The organism is Streptomyces beihaiensis, from assembly GCF_026274175.1.
GTDB classification, from domain to species: domain Bacteria; phylum Actinomycetota; class Actinomycetes; order Streptomycetales; family Streptomycetaceae; genus Streptomyces; species Streptomyces beihaiensis.
Genome location: NZ_JAPHNL010000293.1, coordinates 1 through 25,286, shown reverse-complemented (window position 1 = coordinate 25,286; position 25,286 = coordinate 1). Strand labels below are relative to the sequence as shown.

The 25,286-nt window shown below is 72.7% G+C and carries 23 protein-coding genes and 1 pseudogene; 12 read left to right on the top strand and 12 right to left on the bottom strand.

The genetic code is table 11. From position 1 onward, the window contains the following. Window positions 1-177 precede the first annotated feature (177 nt). Window positions 178-1,539: a PP2C family protein-serine/threonine phosphatase gene (locus tag OFY01_RS25685; protein ID WP_266603741.1), complete on the top strand. Its 1,362-nt coding sequence runs from the start codon at window positions 178-180 to the stop codon at window positions 1,537-1,539. On the opposite strand, the gene OFY01_RS25680 is transcribed toward OFY01_RS25685, so the two are convergent. The 3 genes from OFY01_RS25680 to OFY01_RS25670 form a co-directional block, all read right to left on the bottom strand. Next, entirely contained in the window at window positions 1,511-2,713 is a 1,203-nt protein-coding gene (locus OFY01_RS25680; RefSeq protein WP_266603739.1) for a glycosyltransferase, read from the bottom strand. The genes OFY01_RS25685 and OFY01_RS25680 overlap by 29 nt on opposite strands. Beyond that, the gene (locus OFY01_RS25675; RefSeq protein WP_266603737.1) at window positions 2,710-3,513 is read right to left on the bottom strand and encodes a MerR family transcriptional regulator; all 804 of its coding nucleotides are present in this window, start codon (window positions 3,511-3,513) and stop codon (window positions 2,710-2,712) included. The genes OFY01_RS25680 and OFY01_RS25675 overlap by 4 nt, the downstream gene beginning before the upstream one ends. Before the next feature lie 67 nt (window positions 3,514-3,580). After that, window positions 3,581-4,084: an FBP domain-containing protein gene (locus tag OFY01_RS25670; RefSeq protein WP_266603735.1), complete on the bottom strand. Its 504-nt coding sequence runs from the start codon at window positions 4,082-4,084 to the stop codon at window positions 3,581-3,583. Between the two features lie 347 nt (window positions 4,085-4,431). On the opposite strand from OFY01_RS25670, the gene OFY01_RS25665 reads away from it, so the two are divergent. Then, on the top strand, window positions 4,432-5,739 hold the full coding sequence (locus tag OFY01_RS25665; protein WP_266603733.1) for a cytochrome P450: 1,308 nt from the start codon (window positions 4,432-4,434) through the stop codon (window positions 5,737-5,739). Beyond that, on the top strand, window positions 5,736-5,948 hold the full coding sequence (locus tag OFY01_RS25660; protein ID WP_266603732.1) for a ferredoxin: 213 nt from the start codon (window positions 5,736-5,738) through the stop codon (window positions 5,946-5,948). Before OFY01_RS25665 ends, OFY01_RS25660 begins: the two co-directional genes overlap by 4 nt. Before the next feature lie 30 nt (window positions 5,949-5,978). Here the strand turns inward: OFY01_RS25660 and OFY01_RS25655 are convergent, their stop codons facing one another. From OFY01_RS25655 to OFY01_RS25640, 4 genes are all read right to left on the bottom strand, one after another. Then, the gene (locus OFY01_RS25655; RefSeq protein ID WP_266603730.1) at window positions 5,979-6,851 is read right to left on the bottom strand and encodes a universal stress protein; all 873 of its coding nucleotides are present in this window, start codon (window positions 6,849-6,851) and stop codon (window positions 5,979-5,981) included. 75 nt (window positions 6,852-6,926) lie between these two features. Next, a complete protein-coding gene (locus OFY01_RS25650; RefSeq protein ID WP_266603728.1) occupies window positions 6,927-8,207 on the bottom strand; it encodes a polysaccharide deacetylase family protein in 1,281 nt (426 codons plus the stop codon). 159 nt (window positions 8,208-8,366) lie between these two features. Then, window positions 8,367-8,822 (bottom strand): ATP-binding protein, encoded by a 456-nt coding sequence (locus OFY01_RS25645; protein WP_266603726.1) that lies wholly within the window; start codon window positions 8,820-8,822, stop codon window positions 8,367-8,369. 107 nt (window positions 8,823-8,929) lie between these two features. Next, window positions 8,930-9,349, bottom strand: a complete 420-nt coding sequence (locus OFY01_RS25640; RefSeq protein ID WP_266603724.1) for a hypothetical protein — start codon at window positions 9,347-9,349, stop codon at window positions 8,930-8,932. A 208-nt stretch (window positions 9,350-9,557) separates the two neighbouring features. On the opposite strand from OFY01_RS25640, the gene OFY01_RS25635 reads away from it, so the two are divergent. Next, entirely contained in the window at window positions 9,558-10,058 is a 501-nt protein-coding gene (locus tag OFY01_RS25635; protein WP_266603722.1) for a mycothiol transferase, read from the top strand. A 35-nt stretch (window positions 10,059-10,093) separates the two neighbouring features. Here OFY01_RS25635 and OFY01_RS25630 read toward each other — a convergent pair whose 3' ends face one another. After that, complete coding sequence (locus tag OFY01_RS25630; RefSeq protein ID WP_266603720.1) at window positions 10,094-10,534, bottom strand: OsmC family protein; 441 nt, start codon at window positions 10,532-10,534, stop codon at window positions 10,094-10,096. 314 nt (window positions 10,535-10,848) lie between these two features. Then, window positions 10,849-11,352 carry a cupin domain-containing protein gene (locus OFY01_RS25625; RefSeq protein WP_266603718.1) on the bottom strand — a complete coding sequence of 168 codons (504 nt, stop codon included), beginning with the start codon at window positions 11,350-11,352 and terminating at the stop codon, window positions 10,849-10,851. A gap of 167 nt (window positions 11,353-11,519) precedes the next feature. Here OFY01_RS25625 and OFY01_RS25620 point away from each other — a divergent pair, with 167 nt between their 5' ends. The 4 genes from OFY01_RS25620 (at window position 11,520) to asnB (ending at window position 17,496) form a co-directional block, all read left to right on the top strand. Further along, window positions 11,520-12,266, top strand: coding sequence for a Clp protease N-terminal domain-containing protein (locus OFY01_RS25620; RefSeq protein ID WP_266603716.1), 747 nt, complete (start codon window positions 11,520-11,522; stop codon window positions 12,264-12,266). Window positions 12,267-12,372: 106 nt separating this feature from the next. Further along, complete coding sequence (gene pgm, locus OFY01_RS25615; protein WP_266603714.1) at window positions 12,373-14,004, top strand: phosphoglucomutase (alpha-D-glucose-1,6-bisphosphate-dependent); 1,632 nt, start codon at window positions 12,373-12,375, stop codon at window positions 14,002-14,004. Between the two features lie 147 nt (window positions 14,005-14,151). Then, window positions 14,152-15,348, top strand: coding sequence for a TIGR03364 family FAD-dependent oxidoreductase (locus tag OFY01_RS25610; RefSeq protein ID WP_266603712.1), 1,197 nt, complete (start codon window positions 14,152-14,154; stop codon window positions 15,346-15,348). A gap of 306 nt (window positions 15,349-15,654) precedes the next feature. Then, window positions 15,655-17,496 (top strand): asparagine synthase (glutamine-hydrolyzing), encoded by a 1,842-nt coding sequence (asnB, locus tag OFY01_RS25605; protein ID WP_266603710.1) that lies wholly within the window; start codon window positions 15,655-15,657, stop codon window positions 17,494-17,496. Window positions 17,497-17,516: 20 nt separating this feature from the next. On the opposite strand, the gene OFY01_RS25600 is transcribed toward asnB, so the two are convergent. Further along, window positions 17,517-17,753: a hypothetical protein gene (locus OFY01_RS25600; protein ID WP_266603708.1), complete on the bottom strand. Its 237-nt coding sequence runs from the start codon at window positions 17,751-17,753 to the stop codon at window positions 17,517-17,519. A gap of 81 nt (window positions 17,754-17,834) precedes the next feature. Continuing rightward, a complete protein-coding gene (locus tag OFY01_RS25595; protein WP_266603706.1) occupies window positions 17,835-21,011 on the bottom strand; it encodes a cytochrome P450 in 3,177 nt (1,058 codons plus the stop codon). A gap of 224 nt (window positions 21,012-21,235) precedes the next feature. Here OFY01_RS25595 and OFY01_RS25590 point away from each other — a divergent pair, with 224 nt between their 5' ends. The 4 genes from OFY01_RS25590 to OFY01_RS25575 all read left to right on the top strand — a co-directional run bounded on the left by OFY01_RS25590 (window position 21,236) and on the right by OFY01_RS25575 (window position 24,708). Further along, window positions 21,236-21,862, top strand: coding sequence for a PAS domain-containing protein (locus OFY01_RS25590; RefSeq protein ID WP_266603759.1), 627 nt, complete (start codon window positions 21,236-21,238; stop codon window positions 21,860-21,862). A 104-nt stretch (window positions 21,863-21,966) separates the two neighbouring features. Beyond that, window positions 21,967-22,938, top strand: a complete 972-nt coding sequence (locus OFY01_RS25585) for a glutathione S-transferase family protein (protein WP_266603704.1) — start codon at window positions 21,967-21,969, stop codon at window positions 22,936-22,938. Between the two features lie 37 nt (window positions 22,939-22,975). Next, the gene (locus OFY01_RS25580; protein WP_266603702.1) at window positions 22,976-24,157 is read left to right on the top strand and encodes a dihydrofolate reductase family protein; all 1,182 of its coding nucleotides are present in this window, start codon (window positions 22,976-22,978) and stop codon (window positions 24,155-24,157) included. A 98-nt stretch (window positions 24,158-24,255) separates the two neighbouring features. Beyond that, window positions 24,256-24,708 (top strand): SPW repeat protein, encoded by a 453-nt coding sequence (locus OFY01_RS25575; protein ID WP_266603700.1) that lies wholly within the window; start codon window positions 24,256-24,258, stop codon window positions 24,706-24,708. A gap of 116 nt (window positions 24,709-24,824) precedes the next feature. Here OFY01_RS25575 and OFY01_RS25570 read toward each other — a convergent pair. Beyond that, window positions 24,825-25,286, bottom strand: a pseudogene (locus tag OFY01_RS25570) (putative protein N(5)-glutamine methyltransferase); the annotation flags it as partial.

Sequence of the window (25,286 nt, the reverse complement as noted above, 5' to 3'; positions counted from 1 at the left end):
GGCCTGCGGCGTTGTCGTCGGTTGCCGACTCCCCCGGCCGAACCGCGCGCCTCCCGGCTCCTCAGGAGCCGGGGGAGAGCGGAGTACACCGGACCCCGCCCAGCAGCACCGATCGGCGCGGTCGACCGAGTCCGACCTGATCCGCCGGACAGCCTCCAGAACCGTCGGGCCTGCGTGATGAGCACAACGCCCGAACCGCCTGAGCCGCCGCGCATCGATCTGCAGTTGCGTCTGGATCGCCAGCTGGACGAGATCGCCGCACAGCTGAGTGAGCTGGCCGGGGCCAAGGAGCGGTTGCAGGGGCTGCTCGACGCGGTGCTGGCCATCAGCCGGGAGACCGACCTGTCGGCGGTGCTGCGCCGTATCGTCACCACCGCCATGGACATGGTCGGTGCCCGCTACGGGGCGCTCGGCGTGCTGGACGAGTCCGGCGAGTTCCTGACGGAGTTCGTGACCGCCGGTCTGTCGGAGTCCGAGCGCGCCGACCTGGCCGGCATCGAGTTCCCCCGGGGACGCGGAGTACTGGGTCACCTGATCCACCACCCGGAGCCGTTGCGCATCGACGACATCGCCGACCACCCCGCCTCCGCCGGGTTCCCTCCCGGGCACCCGCACATGCGCACCCTGCTCGGCGTCGCCGTCAGCGTCCGCGGCACCATCTACGGCGATCTGTACCTCTCCGAGCGCCGGGACGGGCAGCCCTTCGACCGCGACGACGAGGCCATGATCATCACTTTGGCCGGCGCCGCCGGTATCGCGGTCGAGAACGTCCGCCTGTTCGAGCAGGTCCGCGACAGCGCCGAACACTTCCAGCGGCTGCTCCTGCCCACCCTGCCCGACCTGCGCCCCTTCACCGGTGCGGCCGTCTACCGGCCCGCCGCCACCCCCGGACATCTCGGCGGAGACTGGTACGACGCGATCTGGCTGCCCGACGACGCGTGCGCGGTCGTCATCGGCGACGTCATCGGCCATGATCTGCGCGCGGCCGCCGCCATGGCCCAGACCCGCAGCATGCTGCGGGCCCTGCTGTTCGACCGCCTCACCCCACCCAGCTCCGTGCTGCACCAACTCGACCGCACTCTGCACGCCATCACCGACCTGCCCGTCACTACCGCCTGCCTGGCCCGCATCGAACCCAGGGAAGACGGCTGGACGCTGCACTGGAGCACGGCCGGGCACCTCCCGCCGCTCCTCATCACCGACCACCACACGGAATACCTGCACGCCGAGCCCGGCCTTCCGCTCGCGGTCAACGCCGAAGAACACCGGCCCGACCACACCCGCCCCCTGCCCCTGGGCGCCACCGTGGTCTTCTTCACCGACGGACTGATCGAGGACCCCGCCCGGTCGGTCGACGAGGGCCTGGCCGAACTCGCCGAACTCGCCGCGGCCCATGTCGGCCTGCCTCTGCAGCAGTTCGTGAACACGCTGGCCGACCGCCACCCCAGCGACGGCCACGACGACATGGCCATCCTCGCCCTGCGCGTCCCCCTCGGTCCGGAGCCGACGGTCACAGCGGGAGGCGTTCCACCGCCTTGACCACGGCGCCCACGCCGTCCTCGCTCGCCATGCGATCGGCGATCGCGCGCGGGCCCGGCAGGCCGGGCGTCTCGCGCAGGGCGTGTGCCAGGCGCTCCACGGTCAGCTGCCGCAGCGGAATCGGCTCGGTCGCCGCGCCGGCCAGGGCGAGGCGGCGGGCCCAGAACGGCTGGTCGGCGGTGACCGGCACCGGTACCGACGGCGCTCCGGCGCGTGCCGCCGCCGCGGTGCCCGCGCCCGCATGGTGCACGACCGCCGCCACGCGCGGCATCAGCAGCTCGTGCGGCAGGTCACCGACGGTGAGGATTCCGTCGGCCCGCGCGGCCAGCGACGCCGCACCGCTTTGGAGGATGCCGCGCAGCCCCGCCCTGCGCAGCGCCGCCACGACGAGTTCGCTCAGCCGCTCCCCCTGGCCCGCCGCCATGCTGCCGAACGTCACGAGCACCGGGCGCGGCCCCGAGGCCAGGAACTCCTCGACGGTGTACGGCAGTCGGGGCTCGGCGACATGCGGCCACCAGGTTCCGACGATCTCCAGCTCCGGACGCCAGTCGGCCGGTCGCGGGACCAGCGCCGTGCTGAAGCCGTGCAGCACCGGTCGGCCAGCGGCCTCGCTCCGGCGCCGCGCCTGTGCACCGGTGGCGCGTGGCAGGCCGAGTCGCTCGCGCAGGTCACGTACGGCGGGGGCGTAGATGCGGTCGACGGTGCGCAGGGCGAAGGCGCCCAGGGCGCGGTTGGCCGGGCCGCCCAGGGAGCGAACGCCGGTGACGGCCGGCGGGAAGGCGCGGGTCGGCGCGTTCGGCTGGAGGTGGACGCCGAGCGCGGGGATGCCGGTGGCCTCGGTGAGGTGCGGGCCCAGGGGCGTCGTGGTGGCGGACAGCAGCAGCAGGTCGGTACCCTGCCCCACGGCGTCGGGCAGGCCGCGGGCGAGCTGGGCCGCGAACCTGGCGGCCGTGCGCATCAGTTCACGGCGGCCGGGGACGGGCCCGGCTCCTGGGCCGGGGCGTCGGTCGGCGGGCAGCGGGCGGTGAGCGAGGCCCGCCGCGTGCACCATGGGGGCGAACTCGTCCTGGGTGGCGATGGCGACGGCGTGCCCGGCGGCGCTGAGACCCACGCCGAGGCCGGTGTACGGGGCGATGTCGCCGCGTGAGCCCGCGGCGGCGATGACGATTTTCACGGTGTGCTCCCTGAAGGTGTGTCCGGGTCGGCGTCCGCGCGGTCGGCGTTGGCCCTGATCGCGTCCCTGAGGTAGGCGGCGAGGCCGGGGCGCTGCTGGGACGGCGGAACGACCAGGGCGAAGGCTCGCGGGTCGCGGACGAAGTCGTCGGCGATACGGACGTGCATGGCGGGCGGGCACGGCGTGAACCAGCGGGCGGTGTGGCGGCGGTGTTCCTCGGCTACGTCCATGGCTTGCTCGCTGTCGACGGGGCACCCGTCGTCGTGGGCGGCGATGAGGTCTCGGCGCCAGGCGGCGGACTCCCGCATCAGGACGCGCCAGTCGTCCTTGGTGTGGGCCGCCGCACGCGCCATCGCGGTGCGGTGGCCCTCGGTGTCCCGGCGCCGCAGGTCGGACTCGGTGGCGTAGCTGAGGTCGAAGGAGATCTCACCGAAGACCTCACTGCGTTCCTCCGCCGTGAGCCGTACGCCGGTGCGCTGGACGTCGATGGCGCGGTCGGTCATCTCGACCAGATGGGCGAGGCGCTCGATCTGCTCGCTCAGGCGGCGGCGCCGGGCCCTCAAGTGGTCGAGGACCTCGGTGTCCGGCTCGTGCAGGATGGCGGCGATCTCCTCCAGCGGGAAGCCGAGCTCCCGGTAGAAGAGGATCTGCCGCAGCCGGGCCAGGTCGGCATCGCCGTAGCGGCGGTAGCCTGCCGGGCTGCGGCCGCCGGGCGACAGCAACCCGGTGCTGTCGTAGTGGTGCAGGGTACGCACCGTCACCCCGGCGGCCGCGGAGAGTTCCCCGATCGAGTACTGCATGGCCGTGCCCTTTCGTCGGCGTACAGCGTGCAGCCTGACGTAAGGGGAGGCTCAAGCGCGTGTCGGGTCAGCCCGCCTGGATCCTGGTGGTGAACGCGTCCAGGTTGGCCATCGCGCGGGCGATACGGTCCTCGACGGACACGGACTCGTCGGGCCGCCCTCCGCGCAGCTTCGGCTGCCGCTTGCCGCGCAGGTAAAGGGAGCAGGCCAGGTCGGCACAGACGTACAGGCCGACCGTGTTGCCGTCGCGGCCGCGGGCCCCGGCGAGCGGGGCCGCCAGCAGGGACACGCCGGACGCGGCGTGCCCGGTCAGGCAGATCTGGCACAGGCTGGACTTGATGGCGCTGGTGCGCGAGGTGGCCGGTACGCGCAGGGTGATGCCGAGCGGCCCGTCGGGGGTGGGGCGGACCAGGTGGGCGCGGAGCGGGGCGCCGGGGTCGACCCAGCCGAGGAAGTCGAGGTCCTCCCAGGGGAGGTCGGCGAAGTCGAGCGGCAGCCGCATGCGCTGGGCCTCGCCCTTGGTGCAGTTCACGAAGGACGAGCGGATCTGTTTGTCGCTGAGGGGTTCCACGCGGGGGACCCTACGGGCACGCTTTCCACTCACGCATCCGGATTTTCGCCGGTGGGACGCTTTTCGGGGTGGAGTCGGACGGTTCGGATCGCGTCGCGCTCGTGGCGCCTTCCGGCCGTCGCGGGAGGGAGTGCGCGACCGCCGGCGGCCGCTCGAACGGCCGCGACCTCGGCGTCCCGGGGCGGGTAGTACGCCTTTGCGAACGGCTTCGGCCACTAGCCTTTCCGCAGGAACTGGCCGGTCTCGTCGTGGACCGTCGCGGGGGCGGGGGCATCCCATGGTGAGGAGCGTGCAGCGGCACGCTCCCGGCACGTGTGTCACCGAGTACTTGCGAGGCGATCCGATCCATGAACCGTTCCGCCGTCTCCCGCCTCTCCGACTCTTCCGCCCCTTCGGCCTCCTCCGCCCCTGCGAACTCTTCCGACGCCCCCGCGTCTTTCGGCTCCATCCGCTCCCTCGACGCCCCCGGCTCGCCCTCGGTCTCCTTCCCGCAGGACCGCGGCTGTCCCTACCACCCACCCGCTTCCTACGCGCCCCTGCGGACCGAAGGTCCGCTCACCCGTGTCGCGCTGTACGACGGCCGCCCGGTCTGGGCGGTCACGGGGCACGCCCTCGCCCGTGAGCTGCTCAGTGATCCGCGCCTGTCGACCGACCGGACGATGCCGGGCTTCCCGGCGCCGTCCGAACGGTTCGACGTGATCAGGAAGCGCACCGTGGCGCTGCTCGGCGTCGACGATCCGGAGCACAACGCCCAGCGCCGGATGCTGATCCCGAGCTTCTCCCTCAAGCGGATCGCCTCGCTGCGCCCGAGCGTGCGGCGCACGGTGGACCGGCTGCTCGACGCGATGGAGCGCGAGGGCCCTCCCGCGGAGCTCGTCGGCGCGTTCGCGCTGCCGGTGCCCTCGATGGTGATCTGCGCGCTGCTCGGTGTTCCGTACGCCGATCACGAGCTCTTCGAGGACTGTTCGCGACGGCTGCTGCGCGGCCCCGGGGCGGCGGACGTGGAGCGCGCGAGGGACGAACTCGAGGCGTACCTGGGAGAGTTGATCGACCGCAAGCGTACGGATCCGGGTGAGGGGCTGCTCGACGAGCTGATCCACCGGGACCGGCCCGAGGGGCCGCTGGAACGTGCGGAGCTGGTCTCGTTCGCGTTGATCCTGCTCGTCGCGGGGCACGAGACGACGGCGAACATGATCTCGCTCGGTACGTTCACGCTGCTCAACCACCCCGAACAGCTCCGGGCGCTGCGCTCGGGCCGCACGACGACGGCGGTCGTGGTGGAGGAGCTGCTGCGTTTCCTGTCGATCGCGGACGGTCTGCTGCGCGTGGCGACCGAGGACATCGAGGTGGCCGGGGCCACGATCCGCGCGGGTGAGGGGGTCGTCGTCGCGACGTCGCTCATCAACCGTGACGAGGACGCGTTCGCGGGCCCGGACACGCTCGACTGGGAACGTTCGGCGCGCCATCATGTGGCGTTCGGGTTCGGCGTGCACCAGTGTCTGGGCCAGAACCTCGCCCGCGCGGAGCTGGAGATCGCGCTGGACGGTCTCTTCTCGCGTTTCCCGGGGCTGCGGCTCGCGGCGCCGGCCGACGAGATCCCGTTCAAGCCCGGCGACACGCTCCAGGGCATGGTCGAACTGCCCGTGGCCTGGTGAGCGCCGTGCGGATCGAGATCGACAAGGGGCGCTGTGTGGGCGCGGGGATGTGCGCCCTGACCGCCCCTGACGTCTTCACGCAGGATGACGACGGGCTCAGCGAGATCCTTCCCGGCCGGGCCGAGACGGCCGCCGGGCAGGCGGCCGTGAAGGAGGCGGTGCGGGCCTGTCCGGTGGGCGCGGTGTCCCTCGCCGACGGCGAGGAATGACGGCCCGGCGGGCGGTGGCGGGCGTGTGGTTCAGCCGTGCGGCACCACCGCGACCGGGCAGGAGCTGTGGTGGAGCACCGCATGGGCGACGGAACCGATGCGGGCGCCCACGGCGGTGCGGCGGGCGCGTCGGCCGACGACGAGGAGCTGTGCCGGGGGCGCGACGGAGAGCAGCACCTGTCCCGCGCTGCCGATCTCCACGTGCTCGATGACGGGCACGTCGGGGAAGCGTTCGCGCCATGGTGCGAGCGCCAGGGCGAGGGCCCGCTTCTCTTGGGGTTCCATGCCGCCCGCCTCGTCGAGGAGTTCGAGCGAGGCCGGGCTGTAGGCGAAGACGGGCGGCAGGCTCCAGGCGCGCACGGCCCGCAGCCGGGCCCGGCGGGCGGCGGCGGTGCGGAAGGCGAACTCCAGGACGGCGGCGCTGTCCTGCGGGTCGCCCTCCTGGCCGACGACGACATCGCGCCCCGCCGCCTCGGCTCCGGCCTCGTCGTCGGAGCGGACCAGGACCACCGGGCGTTCGGCCGCGGCGACGACCCGCTGCCCGACCGATCCGAGCAGGAAGCCGACGAGCGCGCCGTGGCCGCGCGAGCCGAGCGCGAGCAGTTCCGCGTCGTGGGCCTCGGCCACGAGGGTGTCGGCGGCGCCGTCGTCGTGCGCCTGTGTGGCGATACTCAGACGCGGGTGGCGTGCGCTCAGCTCCCGCTCGGTGCCGGCGAGCAGGTCGCGCGCCCACCGGGCCTGGGCAGCCTCGTCGGCGGCGAGCGCCAACCCCTCGGGGGCCGGTTCTCCGACGTGCACCAGGCGCAGCGGCAGTCCGCGCCGCACCGCCTCGCGCGCCGCCCAGGCGGCCGCGGCCGCGCTTTCGGGTGATCCGTCCACTCCCGCGGTGATGGGCCGGGGCATGGGGCCGCCTCCTCGTCTCCGGTTGCTGCTCGCGCAGGTCGTGGCCGACGGCCCCGATGACCGAATCCTGCCCGACTAGGCGCGCTTTCCCGCGGCGCCCTTGGCCTTCGCGGCGGGTCGCAGGTAGGCGGACCAGCCGCCGGGCGGGCGCTGGCCGACCTGAAGGGAGCGCAGCTTGGCGAGGACGGCGGGGTCCTGGGCGTCGAGCCAGTCGACGAACTGCTTGAACGAGACGAGCCGGACGTCCTTCTTTTGCGCGATCTGTTTGAGCGTCTGCTCGACGGCGTCCATGTAGATGCCGCCGTTCCACTCCTCGAAGTGGTTGCCGATGAACAGGGGGGCGCGGTTGGTGTCGTAGGCGCGCTGGAAGCCCGCCAGGTAGGACTTGGTGGCCTGGGTGCGCCAGGCCGGGTAGTTGTAGGACGGGGCGCGGGTGGAGTTCTTCGACTGGTTGGCGAGGATGTTGTAGTCCATGGACAGGACCTCGAAGCGGTGCCCGGGGAACGGGATGCCCTGCAACGGCAGGTCCCACAGGCCCTGGTTCTTCCTGGGCCAGCGCTGGACGCCGCCCGGCGAGGAGGCGTCGTAGCGCCAGCCCAGCTCGCGTGCGGTGGGCAGCAGGTTCTTCTGGCCCAGCAGGCACGGCGTGCGGCTGCCGACGAGTTCCTTGTCGTAGTCGAAGGGCAGTGACGGATGGTCGTGCCAGCCGGTGTTGGTGCGCCAGGTCTTGACGAAGGTCTTGGCCTGTTCGATCTCGCTGCGCCACTGCGCGGGGGTCCAGTGGGCGACGGAGCCGCTGCCGTCGCAGAAGTGGCCGTTGAAGTGCGTGCCGACCTCGTGCCCGTCCAGCCATGCCTGGCGCGTGTACTTGAGGGTCAGCTTGACGTGGTCGTCGGTGAGGAAGTCGATCGCGGAGGAGCCCACGGGATTGTTCGGGGGCCGGTACAGGCGCTTCTTGCTCTCGGGCAGCAGGTAGAGGCCGGAGAGGAAGAACGTCATATGGGCGTCGTGTTCTTTGGCGAGCTTGAGAAAGCGCGGGTAGAGGCCGTTGCCGACTTCCCCGGCGCCGTCCCAGGAGAAGATGACGAACTGTGGCGGCTGCTCCCCCGGTTCCAGCTTCCGCGGCGCGGCGGGCTGATTCGGCTGCATGCCGGTGTAGGCGGTGGAGCCGTCGCCGATGAGGCGGGGCAGGGCCTGCTTCGCGCCCGCCGCGCCACGGTCGGGGCGGTGCCCCGGGCCGGCCGGAGGTCTGCTCCGGTGCTCGCCCGTCCCGCATCCGGCGAGCGTCGCGGCCGCGGCTCCGAGACTGACGCCCAGGCCGAGGCGTGCCGCGCTCCGACGGCTGATGTCACTCATGCGCATCCCAACCCGCGCCGTGCGAGGGCGCGTTGTGCGTCCCCCCACGGACAACTGACTCCACCGCACCGTAGGGCCGATAAGCCTATAAGTGTCAGATTTCGGACGGCGCGGCGCGCAAAGGGCTGCTCAAGAGCGTCTGCGGTTACGGCAAGGGCGCTACGCCCGCACGGCAAGGACCGCGCGGACGCGCTTGCCGACGGGGACGCGTTCCACGGTGAGTTCGGCCAGCGCGTCCACGATCTCCAGGCCGTGGCCGCCGATGCGCGCCGGGTCCCTGGGGTGGCGCAGCGGCTCCGTGGCACTGCTGTCGTAGACGGTGACGGTGACGTGCCGGTCGGTGCCCTCCAGATCGAGGACGTACGGGCCGGGGCTGTGCCGTTCGGCGTTGGTGACCAGTTCGCTGACGACGAGCATGACCTCGCCGGCGCACCGGGCGTCGACCGGCACGCACCATTCGTGGCGCAGCTGGGCCAGGAACCCCTCGGTGAACGTCCGGGCCCGCGCCGTGCAGCCCGGCTCGCCGGAGTAGTGAGTCGCGCGACGCAGCGGTTCGACAGGTGTGTCGCAGCTGCGTGGGATCACTGCCCCGATCCCGTTCACGTACTCGCTCATCCGTGTGTCTTTCCTGCCCGACGGCTTGCGCGGGAAGGTTCCCGCAGGCTGCTGATACCCGGCTCGGCGCATTGCAGTCCTGTAGCGCCCGTCACGCCCGGCGGGCGTCAGGCGGTGGCGTGCAGCGGGTGGCGGCCGCGGGGCACCGTGCGGGCCATGCGGACCGCGTCGACGGACTCGGCGAGCAGTTCGTACTCGGTGGTGTCGTCGCTCGTGGCGACGCGTACGAGCCGGCCGCCGGCCAGCTGTTCGGCGACGCGTTCCTGGCCCGCGGCGTCCGCGCACCAGGCACGGAGCTCCGCGGGTACGTCGGGGGTGTCGTCGGCGACCGGGGCGAGCGCGCCGCGCGGCACGTGTGGCAGGTCCGGGCTCGGGTCCAGGCGTTCGGCGATCCATGTGGCGCGATCGCGCAGCCACCACAGGGCGAGCGGGAGGGTGGGGGCGCGGTAGGTCCCGAGCGGGACGCCGACACGCTGCCCGCCGCATATTCCGTACGCTGTCACATGGCACAGGAATTCGTCGTGCACGCTCTCCCCCATTGCGTCGCGCCATGGAGTGGCGGTCAGCCGGTGGCCCGTACTGGTCACGGCCCGGTCCGGTGAACGCCATTCATGCGTCCCACCCGTCGAGTATCGGCCCGTGCGACGCACTGTCACCATGGCATTCACGCCAGAGTGGAGGCATATTCGGGTCGCCCGGTGGCCGGATCGCAGCGGTGCGACAACACTGCAATCCATGCGTTCACACGACCTTCTCATCGACGGTTACAGCCGTGTTCAGGAAGAAGTCCATGCCGCCGTCGACGGGCTCTCCGTCGAGCATTTGCATACGCGTCCGGCAAAGGACGCGAATTCCGTCACCTGGTTGATCTGGCATCTCACGCGCGTTCAGGACGATCATGTCGCCGACGCCGCCGGTCTCGAACAGGTCTGGACGGCACAGGGGTGGGCGGAGCGCTTCGGGCTCGGTCTCCCGGCGGCCGACACCGGCTACGGACACACGTCCCGTCAGGTCGGCCGGGTGAAGGTCGCCTCGGGCGCCTTGCTGGTCGGCTACTACGACGCCGTGCACGAGCAGACGCTCGGCTTCCTCGGCGCGCTCACCGACAAGGACCTGGACCGGATCGTGGACGAGCGGTGGGACCCGCCGGTCTCACTCGGGGTCCGTCTGGTGAGCGTGCTCGCGGACGACCTGCAGCACGTGGGGCAGGCCGCGTATCTTCGCGGCCTGCTGTGACGCGGCGGCGTCGCTCGCGCCGCTCCCGTCGGGCCTCACCCGCCGAGGAACAGCACCGTCGCGTCGGGCCCCTTGACCTCGACGCGGGCACCGTGTTCCACGGTGCGGCTGACCGTGCAGTACTTCTCGTGCGTGAGCCGGATACCGCGTTCGAGGGCCGCGGCGGCGCCGGTGTCGCCCTCGGGCAGTTCGAGCTCGTAGCTGACGCGGAGCACGCCGACGCGCCCGTCGTCCTCCGGCCTGGACGCGGACTCGACGACGATGCGCAGCCCGTCGTGGTCGACGGTGCGGGCGGTGCGGTCGACGACGAGGCCGCCGCACCCCCCGAGCGCGGCGAGCAGGAGTTCGACCGGGGTGAAGGAAGGCTGTGCGTCCGGGTCGTCGGCGGCGGCGATGCGGACCTGCGCGCCCCGGTCGTTGCGGGCGGTCCAGTCACGTTCGCCGTTGCGGACGGTCTCGATACGGTAGTCGGCCATGCGGGCAACCGTAACCAGGCCGCCGCCGGCGCGCCGCGCGGCGCGCACGGGGAGCACGGGACCACGGGAGCCCGTGTGCCCCACACACACGGGCTCCCTCGGGTGGTGCTTCCCCTCCCTGGCGGCCGTCACGGGAACAGGCGGCAGCCGCGGCGCCGAGTCTGCCGGGAACACGGGGGAATCTCATCCCGCACCCCCGGATTTCGGTAACCTTTCGTGTTGAATCAGTGGCGAGATGTGACGGGAGGGTGGCGCCACGGCCCTTACCGCAGGCGGGCGCCGGGCCTCAGGGCGGGCCCGGTTGGCTTGATCGCTCAGCCCTGATGACGACCGGAAGTCTGCGTCGGCAGCCGGGTTCCGCAGCGCCCGCAGTACAGCGCCGTGGAGTCCTCGCTCACCCGCCCGCACTCCTGGCACACGCGCGGCAGCAGGCAGGGCGCCTCGCCGCCCTCCGTGACGGCCCGCGCGGCCGCGTTCGCGATGGTCATGCCCGGCCGCCTGCGGTGGGCGGTGACGTAGACGAGCCCGTCGGGTCCGGCGCTGATCGCGCGCTGTTCGCCACGGGGCACGAAGGCCAGGTTCCCCGCGGTCAACTCCGCGTCGCCGCCCGCCCGGTGGAGAGTGCCGCCGCCCTCGACGACCACGACGAGCACGTCGAGGTCGGGCTCGACGTGCGGGGTGCCGCGGGAGCCGGGAGGGCGCCGGATCACGTTGGCGTCGAGTTGCCGCGCCGCCCCTTCCAGACGCCACAGCGCGCCGGTCGCGGAGGGGTCGGCTCCGCCGAGAACGTCCGCGAGGGACACGTGGACACCGGGCATCGCTCTCACTCCTCCGTCACCACCTGGGACCTGACCGGCACCTGAAGCCTACGCACCGGGCGCCGCGGTTCGGGCCACCCGCGGCGGACCGGTCCGTTTCCGCCGTCGCCCCGCGGTACTGTCAACTTGACGTTGACACTCGCGCGGTGTCAACCTAAGGTTGCCTCATGACGAATCCAGTCGGCATCACCAGTTCCGTACGCCTCGACGACCTGATCGCCGCGATCAAGAAGGTCCACACCGATGCGCTCGACCAGCTCCAGGACGCCGTCATCGCCGCGGACCACCTGGGGGACGTCGCCGATCACCTCATCGGCCACTTCGTCGACCAGGCCCGCCGCTCCGGGGCCTCCTGGACCGAGATCGGCAAGAGCATGGGCGTGACCCGCCAGGCCGCGCAGAAGCGCTTCGTGCCCAAGGGGTCCGAGACCGAGATCGACCCCAGCCAGGGGTTCAGCCGCTACACCGACCGCGCGCGCAACGTGGTGGTGGCGGCGCAGAACGAGGCCCGCGCCGCGAACAACGCCAGCATCACCCCGGCACACCTGGCGCTGGGGCTGCTGCAGGAGCCGCAGGGGCTCGCCGCCAAGGCGATCCTCGCGCAGAACGTGCTCCTGGACACCGTGCGGCAGTCGGCCACCGCGGCGCTGCCGGCGGCGTCCGACGACATGCCGGCCCTGGTGCCCTTCGACGCCGACGCCAAGAAGGCGCTGGAGCTGACGTTCCGGGAAGCGCTGCGCCTGGGCCACAACTACGTCGGCACCGAGCACATCCTGCTCGCGCTCCTGGAGCACGAGAACGGTTCGGGCACCCTCACCGACCTCGGCATCACCAAGGACGCGGCCGAGCAGTACGTCGGTTCGGTGCTCGCGGCGATCGTCTCGGCAGGCGAAAAGGGCGAGACGTCGGCCTGATCCGTGGGCCGGGCCGGTGGGGCCGGGCGCCGGCGGACCTACCACAGTCCGCGCCGGGCGCCCGGCCCCACCGCCGCCGCACAGCCGCGGATGGGAAACTGCTGCCATGACTGACCGCGCCGGAACTCCCGCACGCCCGGAGGACCTCGTCGACGTCGACGGGCTCATCGAGGCGTACTACACGAGGCAGCCCGACGTCACGCGCCCCGAACAGCGCGTCGTCTTCGGCACGAGCGGCCATCGGGGCTCCAGCCTCGACGGCGCCTTCAACGAGAAGCACATCGCCGCCATCACCCAGGCCATCGTCGAGCACCGCACGGCCGAGGGCATCACAGGCCCGCTGTTCATCGGCCCCGACACGCACGCGCTGTCCCGGCCCGCGCTGGGAACGGCCCTCGCCGTCCTCGCGGCGCACGGCGTGCGCGTCCTTGCCGACGCCCACGACGACTTCGTGCCGACGCCCGCGCTCAGCCACGCGATCCTGCGCCGGAACCGCGACAAGAACGACACGGACGCCACGCGCGCCGACGGCATCGTGATCACGCCCAGCCACAACCCCCCGCGCGACGGAGGCTTCAAGTACAACCCGCCGCACGGCGGCCCCGCCGACTCCACCGCCACCGCGTGGATCGCGCAGCGCGCCAACGAGCTGCTCGCCGACCCGAGTTGGACGCCGCGCACCGCCGGCTCCCCCGCCCCGGAGCCCTACGACTTCCGTGAGCGCTACGTCGAGGACCTGGAGAACATCGTCGACATCGCGGCTGTCCGGCGTGCGGGCGTGCGGGTCGGCGCGGACCCGCTGGGCGGGGCGAGCGTGCACTACTGGGAGCGGATCGCCGAGCGGTACGGGCTCGACCTGACCGTGGTGAACCCGAAGACGGATCCGACCTGGCGGTTCATGACGCTCGACTGGGACGGGAAGATCCGGATGGACCCGTCGTCCGCGCCCGCCATGGCCTCGGTCCTCGCCCGCCGCCACGACTTCGACCTGCTGACCGGCAACGACGCCGACGCCGACCGGCACGGCATCGTCACCCCGGACGCGGGTCTGATGAACCCGAACCACTATCTGGCCGTGGCGATCCACTATCTCTTCACGCACCGGCCGCGATGGGCCGGATCGGCCGCGATCGGCAAGACCCTCGTGTCGAGCGCCGTGATCGACAAGGTGGCCGCCTCGCTCGGCCGGAACCTGGTCGAAGTGCCCGTGGGATTCAAGTGGTTCGTGCCGGGCCTGGTCGACGGGTCGGTGGCGTTCGGCGGCGAGGAGAGCGCCGGGGCCAGCTTCGTGCGGCACGACGGGAGCGTGTGGACCACCGACAAGGACGGCATCCTGCTGGCGCTGCTCGCCGCCGAGATCACCGCGGTGAGCGGTCGCACGCCCTCGCAGTACTACGCCGAACTCGCCGCCGAGCACGACGCGTCGGGCGCCGCGTACGCGCGGATCGACGCCAAGGCGTCCAAGGAGCAGAAGGCCCGCCTGGCGAAGCTGACCGGCGCGGCGATCACCGCGGACACCCTGGCCGGTGAGCCGATCACGGCGCGGCTGACCGAGGCGCCGGGCAACGGCGCGCCGATCGGCGGCGTGAAGGTGACCACCGAGAACGCGTGGTTCGCGGCGCGGCCCAGCGGCACGGAGGACGTGTACAAGATCTACGCCGAGTCGTTCCACGGCGCCGAGCACCTGGCGCAGGTGCAGCGCGAGGCCCAGGCCATCGTGGACGCCGCGCTCAGCTGAGCCGCTCGCCGAGGCCGGACCCGGGCAGAGCCGTCTCGGGCAGGTCGGGGATCTCTGCCACGCTCTCCACCACGTGGGTGTGCGGGTGCCGTTCGAGCTGCTCGCGGGTCAACTGGCCGGTGACCGGCGACCTTCAGGGTGGGCGTCATGAGCATCGCCACAACGCCCTCCGCCGCGGCCTCTTCGCCCGCCTCCTTTGCCGACCTGCCGCGCGGGCGCAGCGATCTCGTCGTGGTGGGAGCCGGGATCATCGGGCTCGCCCACGCCTTCGAAGCGGTGCGGCGCGGTCTGGGCGTGACGGTCGTCGAGCGGGACCACCGATCGGTGGGGGCGTCCGTGCGCAACTTCGGGCACTGTTGCGTCACCGCCCAGCGCGGCTCCCAGCTGGAGCTCGCGCTGCGGTCGCGCTCCGGATGGCTGGACGCCGCCGCGCGCGCCGGCCTGTGGCTCTCGGAGGCGGGCGCACTGGTGGTGGCGCGCTCGGCGACGGAGCTGGCGGTCCTCGAGGAGCTGCGCGAGGAGCGCGGCGCGGACGCGGTGCGGCTGCGCACCCGTGACGAGGTGGCCGAGGCGCTGGGGCGCGCGACCGACGCACGCGAGGACCTGGTGGGCGGCGCCCTGCTCCCCGCCGACCTGCGGGTCGACCCGCGGCGTGCGGCGCCGCGGCCCGCCGACTGGCTGGCACGGCAGCCCGGCGTGCACATCACGTGGGGCACGAACGTCGTCGGCACCGAGCCGGGCACCGTCCACACCAGCCGCGGCCCGGTCCACGGCGAGCGGATCCTGCTGTGCGTCGGCCATGACCTGGACCGGCTCCACCCGCGCGAGGCCGAGGCGCACGGCGTCGAGCGGTGCCGCCTGTCCATGGCGCGCGTCGAGGCGCCCGGGCCGCTGCGTACGGACGCGGCGGTGCTTTCGGCGACGTCGATGCTGCGCTACGACGCGTTCACGGCGATGCCGTCCGCCGGCCGACTGCGGGCCGAAGTCGCCGCCCACAGCCCGGAGTTGCTGAACATCGTCGCCAATGTGATGTTCACTCGCCTGCCCGACGGCTCGCTCCTGGCCGGCGATTCGCACGCGTACGGCGTCACGGAGACCCCCTTCCAGGACGAGGCGACGTCGCGGCTGTTGCTGCGCGAGGTGGCGCGCGTCCTCGGCGTGCCCGAGGTCCGGGTCACGCAGCGCTGGCAGGGCGTGTACGCGAGCAGCACCCGCGGGCCGCTGCTCCTGCGGGACGTGGCGCCGGGCGTGCGGGCGCTGTCGGTGACGTCGGGGATCGGCATGACCCTGTCGTTCGGGCTCGCGGCGGCGACCTTCGAGGGAACGCTCACGACGCAGGATTGATCAGATTTTTGCCGTTGGCCGGATCAAATCGATTGCCCAAGGCTACCTATTCCCCGTGCCCGACTCTCGCGGGGTGCGCGAAGGGGGCCGCTCCGCGGCACCCGGCCCCGCGCGGCCGAAACGCCGAGGGTGGACACCTTTCACCGCGCCACGGGCGCATTGACCGCGACCGCCGCCATGTCACACGCTCGACACATAGATGCCGTGTACAACTGGTTCGGTTCCGTGGCACCCGCTCCTGCGTCCTCGCAGCAGGCCCGGCCGTACCGGCCGGCACCGGCGAAACGAAGAGCAGGAGGAGCACATATGTGTGGCATCACCGGCTGGGTCTCCTTCGACCGTGACCTGCGCGGCGCGGCCGACGCGGTGGACGCGATGACCGCAACCATGGAGTGCCGCGGCCCGGACGACCGCGGCACCTGGATCGAAGGCCCCGCGGCGCTCGGTCACCGCAGGCTCGCCATCATCGACCTTCCGGGCGGCCGCCAGCCCATGACGGCACAGACGCCGAGCGGCACCGTCGCCCTCGTGTACTCGGGAGAGACGTACAACTACACCGAGCTGCGCCGCGAACTCGTCTCGCGCGGGCACACGTTCAGGACCGACTCGGACACGGAGGTGGTGCTGCGCGGCTACCTGGAGTGGGGCGAGGGGCTGCCGGAGCGGCTCAACGGCATGTTCGCGTTCGCGGTGTGGGACGGCCGCGTCGACAAACTCCTCATGATCCGCGACCGCATGGGCATCAAGCCGTTCTACTTCCACGAGACCGCCGACGGCGTCCTGTTCGGTTCCGAGCCGAAGGCGATCCTCGCCAACCCGCTGGCGGCGCCCCGCGTCACGCTCGACGGACTGCGGGAGCTGTTCACCATGGTGAAGACTCCGGGGCACGCGATCTGGGACAAGATGCACGAGGTCGAGCCCGGCACCGTGGTCACCGTCGACCGGTCGGGGCTGCGGCGCCGAGCCTACTGGACCCTGGAGACCCGGGAGCACACCGACGACCGCGAGACGACGATCGCCACGGTGCGCGGCCTGCTCGACGACATCGTCCGGCGCCAGCTCGTCTCCGACGTGCCGCGCTGCACCCTGCTCTCCGGCGGCCTCGACTCCTCGGCGATGACGGCCATCGCGGCCCGGCAGCTGGCCGAGCAGGGCGAGACGGTGCGCAGCTTCGCCGTCGACTTCGCCGGGCAGGCCGAGAACTTCGTCGCCGACCAGCTGCGCGGCACGCCCGACACCCCGTACGTGCACGACGTGGCGCGCGCGTCCGGCACCGAGCACCAGGACATCGTGCTCGACGTACAGGCGCTCGCCGACCCGGAGGTGCGCGCCCGGGTGATCACGGCGCGCGACATCCCCGCCGGGTTCGGCGACATGGACGCCTCGTTGTATCTGCTGTTCCGGGCCATCCGTGAGCACTCCACGGTCGCCCTCTCGGGCGAGTCCGCGGACGAGGTGTTCGGCGGCTATCTGCAGTTCTTCGACGAGGAGGCCCGCGGCGCCGACACGTTCCCCTGGCTGGTGCGCATGGGCCGGGACTTCGGCGACGACGCGGACGTGCTCCGCCCCGACCTCGACGCCCGCCTCGACCTTCCCGGTTATGTGCGGGACAACTACGCCGGAGCGGCGCGCGGCATCCGGCGCCTGGACGGCGAGAGCGACTTCGAGTACCGGATGCGCCGCATCTGCCACCTCCACCTCACCCGGTTCGTGCGCATCCTGCTCGACCGCAAGGACCGGGCGAGCATGGCCGTCGGCCTCGAGGTGCGGGTCCCGTTCTGCGACCACCGGCTCGTCGAGTACGTGTACAACACGCCGTGGGCGCTGAAGTCGTTCGACGGCAGGGAGAAGAGCCTGCTGCGCGAGGCGACCGCCGACGTGCTCCCCCGTTCGGTGTACGAGCGGATCAAGAGCCCCTACCCCTCGACCCAGGACCCGAAGTACGCCGTCGCGCTCCAGGACCACGTCAAGGAGCTGCTGTCGAACCCCTCGCACCGGGTCTTCGACCTGGTCGACCACGCGCGCCTGGCGCGCGCCGCCCACCGGGAGACGCCGCAGATCACGCAGGCCTCGCGCCGAGGGCTCGAACGCGCCCTGGACCTGGCCGTCTGGCTCGACCTGTACCGGCCCGAACTCGCCCTGGACTGACGGGCACCGGCCGACGCGGGTCAGCCGAAGTCCATCAGGCCCAGGACCAGGAACACGGTGCCCACGACCAGCGCCACCGCCCCGACGGCCGCCAGCCCGAGAGCCGTCCGCCGGGCCGGCCGGCAGACCAGCTCGGCGTCCTCCCGCCGGACCGTCGCCGAACAGGGCAGTGCGGCGAGACCGTAGGTCACCAATGCGGCCGTACCGACCGTCAGGCCGAGTCCGAGCCACGTCACTCCCGCGGACAGAAAGGACATATCGCTGATTCTGTCCCCGGTTCGGCCATCCCGCTATTCGGGCGGCGACCCTCTGTCACGGGCCGCCGCCACGCGGCGTGTTCAGCCCCCGTACACGTCCTCGACGTAGCGGCCGTCGGCCACCAGGCCGGCGAGCCACTTCTCAGCCTCTTCGGCGTCCGCCCCCGGTGTCCGCTCCTGGTACAGGGAGCGCAGCGCGGCCCGTACCCCCGGCGCCATCCGCGCACCGTCCCCGCACACGTACACACGGGCCCCGGCGTCGAGCAACCGGCCGACCTCCGCGGCCTCCGCGGCGATGCGGTGCTGGACGAACGCGTGTCCGTCGACGGGGGCGTCGCTGAAGACGGGCCGCAGCGAGAGCGCGCCGGCGGCGTCCGCCGCGCGCAGCTCGTCTGCGTGCAGGAAGTCGCGCTCGGGGTGGTCGCAGCCGAAGTAGAGCAGGGCGGGCGGCTGCGGGACGCCCTGCCGCGCCCGCTCGGCGCGTTCGGTCAGCACCCCGCGGAACGGAGCGAGTCCGGTGCCCGCCGCGATCATGATCACCGGTTCGGGTGTCTCGTGCCCGACGCGGAAGACCTCGCGGCACGGCTGGATGCGGCCGAGCACGCTGTCGCCGGGGCGCAGCCCGGCCAGGTACGTCGAGCCGGTACCGCGGTAGCGACCGTCACCGGAGGCGGCGGGCGCGTCGAGCACCGACACCATCAGCTCCACGTGGCCCGGCAGCCGCACCGGGGTGGAGGAGATCGAGTAGTGACGGGGCTTCAGGGGTGGCAGCAGGTCGAGCAGTGTCGGCCAGTCGAGTGACTCGCGCAGCGCCGGATGGTCCTCGACCAGTTCCAGGAAGGTGCGCGGGTCGTCGGCGGGCAGTGCGCGCAGCGCGGCGGCCTCGGGTGGGCACGGGTCGATCTCGGCGAGTCGTGCGGCGTCGCCGTCGCCCGGACGGTGCTGCACCTCGACGTGGTGCTTGAGCAGTTCACGTCCGGTCAGCGGGCGGTCGACGGCGATCCGGTCACGACGCGGACGCGCCGCCCTGATGTCGAGGACGGTCCGCCCGTCCACGCCGAACGCGGCGAGCGCCCGGTCGACCAGGGCGTCCTCGTGGGCGGGCAGCACGGTGAGGTGGTCGCCCGTCCGGTAGCTCACCCCGTCGGGCAGCGCGATCCGCAGGAACCGCTTGGTGCGGGGATGGCCTGCCGCGGTGAGGTCGCGGGCCTCGGTGACGGTCATCCCGGTGAGCTCGTACCGCCGGGCGACGGCGTCCAGCGGCCCGCCGGTGATCTCACGGATCTCGTACGCGGATGTCGGCTCGGGCGCCTCGCCGGTGGCGTCGGGGTCGCCGTAGCGTTCGAGCAGGGCGGTGCGCAGCCGTGCCGTGAACGTGCGCACGGTGCCGCCCAGGTCGCCGGAGGCGTCGGCGGCGGCGCGTTCGCACAGCCTCTCGGCGCCGAGCGCGGCGAGCCGGTCGTCGATGTGGGTGGGCACGTGCTGGTAGGTGGCGGCCCAGTTGCGGTCGCCGACGCCGAGAACCGCGTACGTGACGCCGTCCGCGCCCCTGGACGCCGTGTCGAGGCTCGCCACGAACCGGGCGGCGTCGTCGGTGGGGCGGCCGTTGTAGGAGGCGGCGACCACGATCACCGGTCGGTCGGTGGGCAGGGCGTCGTCCGCGTGAGCGTCGAGCGGCGCGATGTCGGTGGCGCAGCCGAGTTCGGCGGCCTCGTCGGCGAGCCGGGCGGCCAGGTCACGGCAGGTTCCGTAGTTGCTGCCGTGCAGGAACAGGGCACGGGTGCCGGGGCGGACGCGGACCGGGAGGGCGCTGTCCTCGGCGGTCCGGTCGGCGCCGGCGGTGTGGCCGGGCAGCGGCGTGTGGCGGCGGTCCGCCGGGGTGCGCGGAGCGAGGGTGAGGGTGAAACCGTCCGGCTTCATGGTGAGGGTCTCCTTCACCGTGAGGCGGTGGTCGGCGTGGTCGCGCAGCCGGTAGCGGTGGACCAGCATGGCGAGCAGCATGGTGGCCTCGTGGAGCGCGAACTGCCGCCCGATGCAGGCGCGTTCGCCGGTGCCGAACGGCTTGAAGGCGTGGGCGGAGCGGGCCGCTTCGGCCTCGGGCGTGAACCGGCCCGGATCGAAGTGCTCGGGGTTGTCGCCCCACACCGGCTGACGGTGCAGGATCGGCGTCAGCACGGTGATGCCCTGTCCCGCCCGGACCGGGATGCGCCCGCCGAGCAGCGTGTCCTCGCGCGCCTCGCGGCTGAACGCGGGGGCCGTGGGCCACAGGCGCAGCGCCTCGTTGAGCACCTGCCGGGTGTAGGTGAGCCTGCCGATCTCGTCGAAGCCGGGCTCCGGGTCCGCCGTGTCGCCCCACAGGGCGTCCACTTCGCGGCGTACGAGGTCGAGGGCGGTGGGGTGCTTGGCGAGGTAGTACAGGGCGAAGGACATGGCGCCGGAGGTCGTCTCGTGTCCGGCGATGAGGAACGTGATGACCTGGTTGCGGATGTTGGCGGTGTCCAGGGCCGAACCGTCGCCGGGGTGGCGGGCGGTCAGCATCAGGCCGAGCAGGTCGTCGGCGCCGGGCGCGTCGCCCTGGGAGCGGGCGGTGATGACCTCGTCGACCACCCCGGCGAGGTAGTCGGCGTCGGCGCGGAACGCGGCGTCCGCGGCGGAGTGGTCGGTGCCCGGGGTGCGGGCCAGGCGGGTCATGCTCCATTCGAGGCAGCGCACCATGGACGCGACGAACGGGTGCGGTTCGACGCTGGTGAACGATCCGAAGTCGTAGCCGAATCCGGCCAGGCCGATGGTGTCGAGCGTCATCCGGGTCATGTCGCCGGGCACGTCGACGGGGCGGCCGTCGTGGGCGGCGCGGTCCCAGCTGTCGACGAGGCGGCGCGCCACCCGGTACATGACGGGGTGGTAGGTGCGCATGGAGCCGAGTGCGAAGGCGGGCATGAGGATGTCGTGGGCGCGCGCCCAGTTCGGCTCGTCGTTGTAGGCGGTGAACAAACCGTCCGTGGTGAACTCGCGGACGTTCTGCAGGGCCGGGCCGACGTGCTTGGTGAAGCGCGACTCGTCGGCGAGTTCGGTGACCAGGTCGAGGTCGGCCACGAAGAGGGCGTCGCGGCCGTGCAGGCGGCGCACGAGAACGGGGCCGTGCTCGCGCATCAGGCCCATCGCCTGCTGCATCGGGGCGGGCCCCGGACCGGTGGCGGAGATGTCGATCAGCGGTACGCGGTCGGCGGCGGGCAAGGTACGCGGCGCGGATTCGGGCACGGTGGGGCAACTGCCTTTCGCGGAAGGGCGTCAGGGCCTGTCGGGCGTTCGGACAGGTGCCCCCAGCTTGACCCTTCTGCCCCGGCGGCCGACGCCACGGCACTACATGATTGTGTAGTCGGCGACGGCGGGCGGGCCTTGCGGCCCGGCCGTTGACGACCGACAGCGGGTGGAGGCGTGACGCGGTGGACTCCGGGGACGCGGTGGTGTGGCGCAATCGGGCGATGACGCTGTTCGACCGGATCCCGATGCCGGTCGCGGTCTGCGATCCGTACGGGACGGTGCGGCTCGCCAACGCCGCGCTGGCCGCCGTGTGGGACACGACGGCGGGCCGGCTCAGGGGGCGCGACATCCTGACCCTGTTCCCGCCGCTGGACGAGAGCCAGGTCGACCGGATCGCGGAGGCGCTGAAGCTGCGGCGCCGCTCGCGCTACACCGTGTCGGTGGCCTGGCGGGCGACGGACGGGGTGCGGCGCTACGGGGAACTGATGGTCGATCCGGTCAGCGACCGGCCGCAGTGCCTGCCGGATCTGCTGGTGCTGCTGCGCGTCGCGGACGAGAGCGCCCCGCCCCCGGCCGGCCCGCGCGAGCGGCCGCACCCGCTGCACCCCACCGAGGAGCGCATCCTCGAACTCCTCGCGGCGGGCGCCACCACGGCGCGGGCCGCGCGCGAGACGGGCCTGACCACCGACGGGGTCACGTACCACCTGCGCCGTCTGTCGCAGCGCTGGGGCGCGGCCAACCGCACCGAGCTGGTGGCCCGTGCCTACGCGTCGGGGGTGCTGGTCCCCGGCGCGTGGCCGCCGCGCGTCGCGTCGCGGGGTGCCGGGGAGCGGGCCGGGACGATCTGACACAGTCCCGCCCACCCGTTGGTGCGGGTGGTGGATCGCGGGCAGGCTGGGTGTCGCCATGCCCTGCCGCCGGCCGCGGGGCCGCCATCGGAAGGGACACAGCAGTGAACGGCAACGCCGCGTACGGCAAGAAGAGCTTCAAACGGTCCCGCAGCCACTTCGCCGACCGGATCACGGCCGACGGGCGGGACGGGTGGCCGGTGGAGGCGGGCCGCTACCGGCTCGTCGTCAGCTACGCCTGCCCGTGGGCGAGCCGCTCTTTGGTGGTGCGGCGGCTGCTCGGCCTGGAGGACGCCCTGTCGCTCGCGGTGGCCGACCCGATCCAGGACGACCGCAGCTGGCGGTTCACGCTCGACGAGGACGGCCGGGACCCGGTGCTCGGCATCCGGTACCTGAGCGAGGCGTACGACGCCCGTGAGACGGGCTACCCGGGCGGGGTGAGCGTGCCCGCGATCGTGGACGTGCCCTCGGGCAGGCTCGTCACCAACGACTACCAGCAGATCACGCTGGACCTGGAGACCGAGTGGACGGCGCTGCACCGGCCGGGCGCGCCCGACCTGTATCCGGAGCCGCTGCGCGACGAGATCGACACGGTCATGGCCGACGTGTACCGGGACGTCAACAACGGGGTGTACCGGGCCGGGTTCGCGACGAGCCAGGAAGCGTACGAGGAGGCGTACCGGGACCTGTTCGGGCGGCTCGACGCGCTGTCGGACCGCCTGCGCGACCGGCGGTACCTCGTCGGCGACACCATCACGGAGGCCGACGTCCGGCTCTTCACCACGCTGGTGCGCTTCGACGCCGTCTACCACGGCCACTTCAAGTGCAACCGCAACAAGCTCACCGAGGACCCGGTGCTGTGGGCGTACGCGCGGGACCTGTACCAGACGCCGGGCTTCGGGGACACCGTCGACTTCGACCACATCAAGCGCCACTACTACCTGGTGCACAGCGGCATCAACCCGACCGGGATCGTGCCGCTGGGCCCCGACCCGGCGGGCTGGCTGACGCCGCACGGGCGCGAACGGCTCGGCGGGCGCCCCTTCGGCGACGGCACCCCGCCCGCGCCTCGGTAGGGTCGGGGGGTACGTCCCGCCTGGTCACGGAGGTGTCATGCCCCGCCCGCACGTCTTGTTGTCCGCCGCCGTGTCGCTCGACGGATGCCTGGACGACACCGGGCCCGAGCGGCTGCTGCTGTCAGGGCCCGAGGACTTCGACCAGGTCGACGCCGAGCGCGCGGCCAGTGACGCGATCCTGGTGGGGGCGGGCACGCTCCGTGCCGACCGGCCCCGGCTGCTCGTCAGGTCCGGGCGGCGGCGCGCCGAGCGGGTGGCGCGAGGGCTGCCCGAGCAGCCGCTGCGGGTGGTGGTGAGCGCGTCCGGCGACCTCGATCCGCAAGACCCGTTCTGGACGACGGGCGAGCGCCGCCTCGTGTGCACCACCGACGCGGGCGCCGCGCTCGTACGCGCGCGCGTGGGCGGCGCCGCGACCGTCGTGCCGCTCGGCTCCCGCGTCGAGTGGGCGGCGCTCCTCGACGAGTTGGGGGCGCGCGGGGTGCGGCGGCTGATGGTCGAGGGCGGGGCGCGGGTGCACACGCAACTGCTGCAGCTGGGGCTCGCCGACGAGCTCCGGCTCGCCGTGGCCCCGCTGGTGGTCGGCGAGCCGGGCGCGCCACGCCTGTTCGGTCCCGGCGCGTATCCGGGCGGGCCGCGCGGCAGGATGCGGCTTCTGGCCACGGAGCGGCTGGGCGACACGGTGGTGACCCGGTACGCGCCGACCGTGCCGGGTACCTCGGGCGAGGTCACGGCCGCCGACCGGCACTGGCTACGGCTCGCCTGCGACCTGGCCGCGGACTGCCCGCCTTCGCGTACGGCGTTCAGCGTGGGCGCGGTGGTGGTGGGGGCGGACGGCGTCGAGCTGGCGCGCGGGCATTCGCGGGAGGGCGGCGACCCGGTGGTGCACGCGGAGGAGGCGGCGCTGGCCAAGCTCGAAGCGGGCGATCCGCGGCTGGCCTCGGGGACCGTGTACAGCAGCCTGGAGCCCTGTACCCACCGTGCGTCACGGCCCGTGCCCTGCGCACAGCTCATGGTGGACGCGGGGGTGCGCCGGGTGGTGACGGCGTGGCGCGAGCCGGACACGTTCGTGGCGGGCGCCGACGGGATGGGAGCGCTCGCGGACGCGGGGGTCGTGGTCGCGGAGGTTGCCGAGCTCGCCGCGGCCGCGATGCGGCCCAACACGCACCTGGTCGCCTTGAGCAAGGAAATTGATACACAAATGGGTGCACATAAGGATTAAATAAGAGCACAATGGACGTAAGCGGCCCTGCCGTCCGAGCGGGCGGCTCGGTCGCAGCAGATGCGGTCGGACTCAGCGCAACGAAGGAGTCGATTGCCATGGCCGACGTTTCACACCAGCGGGCTGACATCACCAGTCACCCCGACGTCACCGAAATGCGGGACCGCTACGACCGCGTACTGGGCGGCCGCGATGTTCCTCTCGTGGACGGCCCGGTCTTCCTGACCGGCCTGTACTGCGCCATCTCCCCTTGGGTGGTGCACTTCAACAGCACTCAGCCCGCGCTCACGACCGTGAACCTGATCGTAGGCATCTCGGTCGGGCTCCTGGGGCTCGGGTTCACGGTCATGCCCGCGCGCATGTACGGCCTGAGCTGGGGCATGTGCGTGATGGGCGTCTGGCTCGTCATCGCCCCGTGGGTGGTTTCCTCGGGTGGCGGCCCCGACAAGGGCATCATCATCAGCAACGCCATCATCGGCGGTCTGACCTGCCTGCTCGGCCTTCTGTGCCTGGGCGTCGCGATGAAGAGCAAACGCGAGAGCCACACCTAGAACCCAGAGGCGATTCCAGCGAGAGAAGCAAGATCCAGCAGTCATATGTGTGCAGGCCCGCGGGCCTGCACACATATGCGACTCGCGTACGCGACCGCCTGCCGTGACGTCATGAGTCAGCCCGCCGCGGGACGGCTCCCGGTCACGACCGTCGCGTACAGGTCCTCGTCGTGCGCCGCACGTGCGCCCAGCCCCGCGCCACGGAGCACACGAAGCGCCGCCTGCGCCTGGCGCTCGCTGGTCTCCACGAAGAGGTGTCCGCCCGGCGCCAGCCAGCGCGGCGCGGCCTCGGCCACTTGGCGCAGGATGTCGAGGCCGTCGGCACCGCCGTCCAGGGCCATGCGCCGCTCGTGGTCGCGGGCCTCGGGGGGCAGCAGGGGCACGTCGTGCGTGGGCACGTACGGGCCGTTGGCGACGAGGACGTCGATCCGTCCGGCGAGGCCGTCGGGCAGCGCCTCGTACAGATCGCCCTCGTGGACCTGACCGCCGAGCGGCTCCAGGTTGCGCCGAGCGCAGCGCACCGCGGCGGGGTCCAGGTCCGCCGCGTGCAGCAGGGCGGGGCGGCGCCCGGCCAGGAC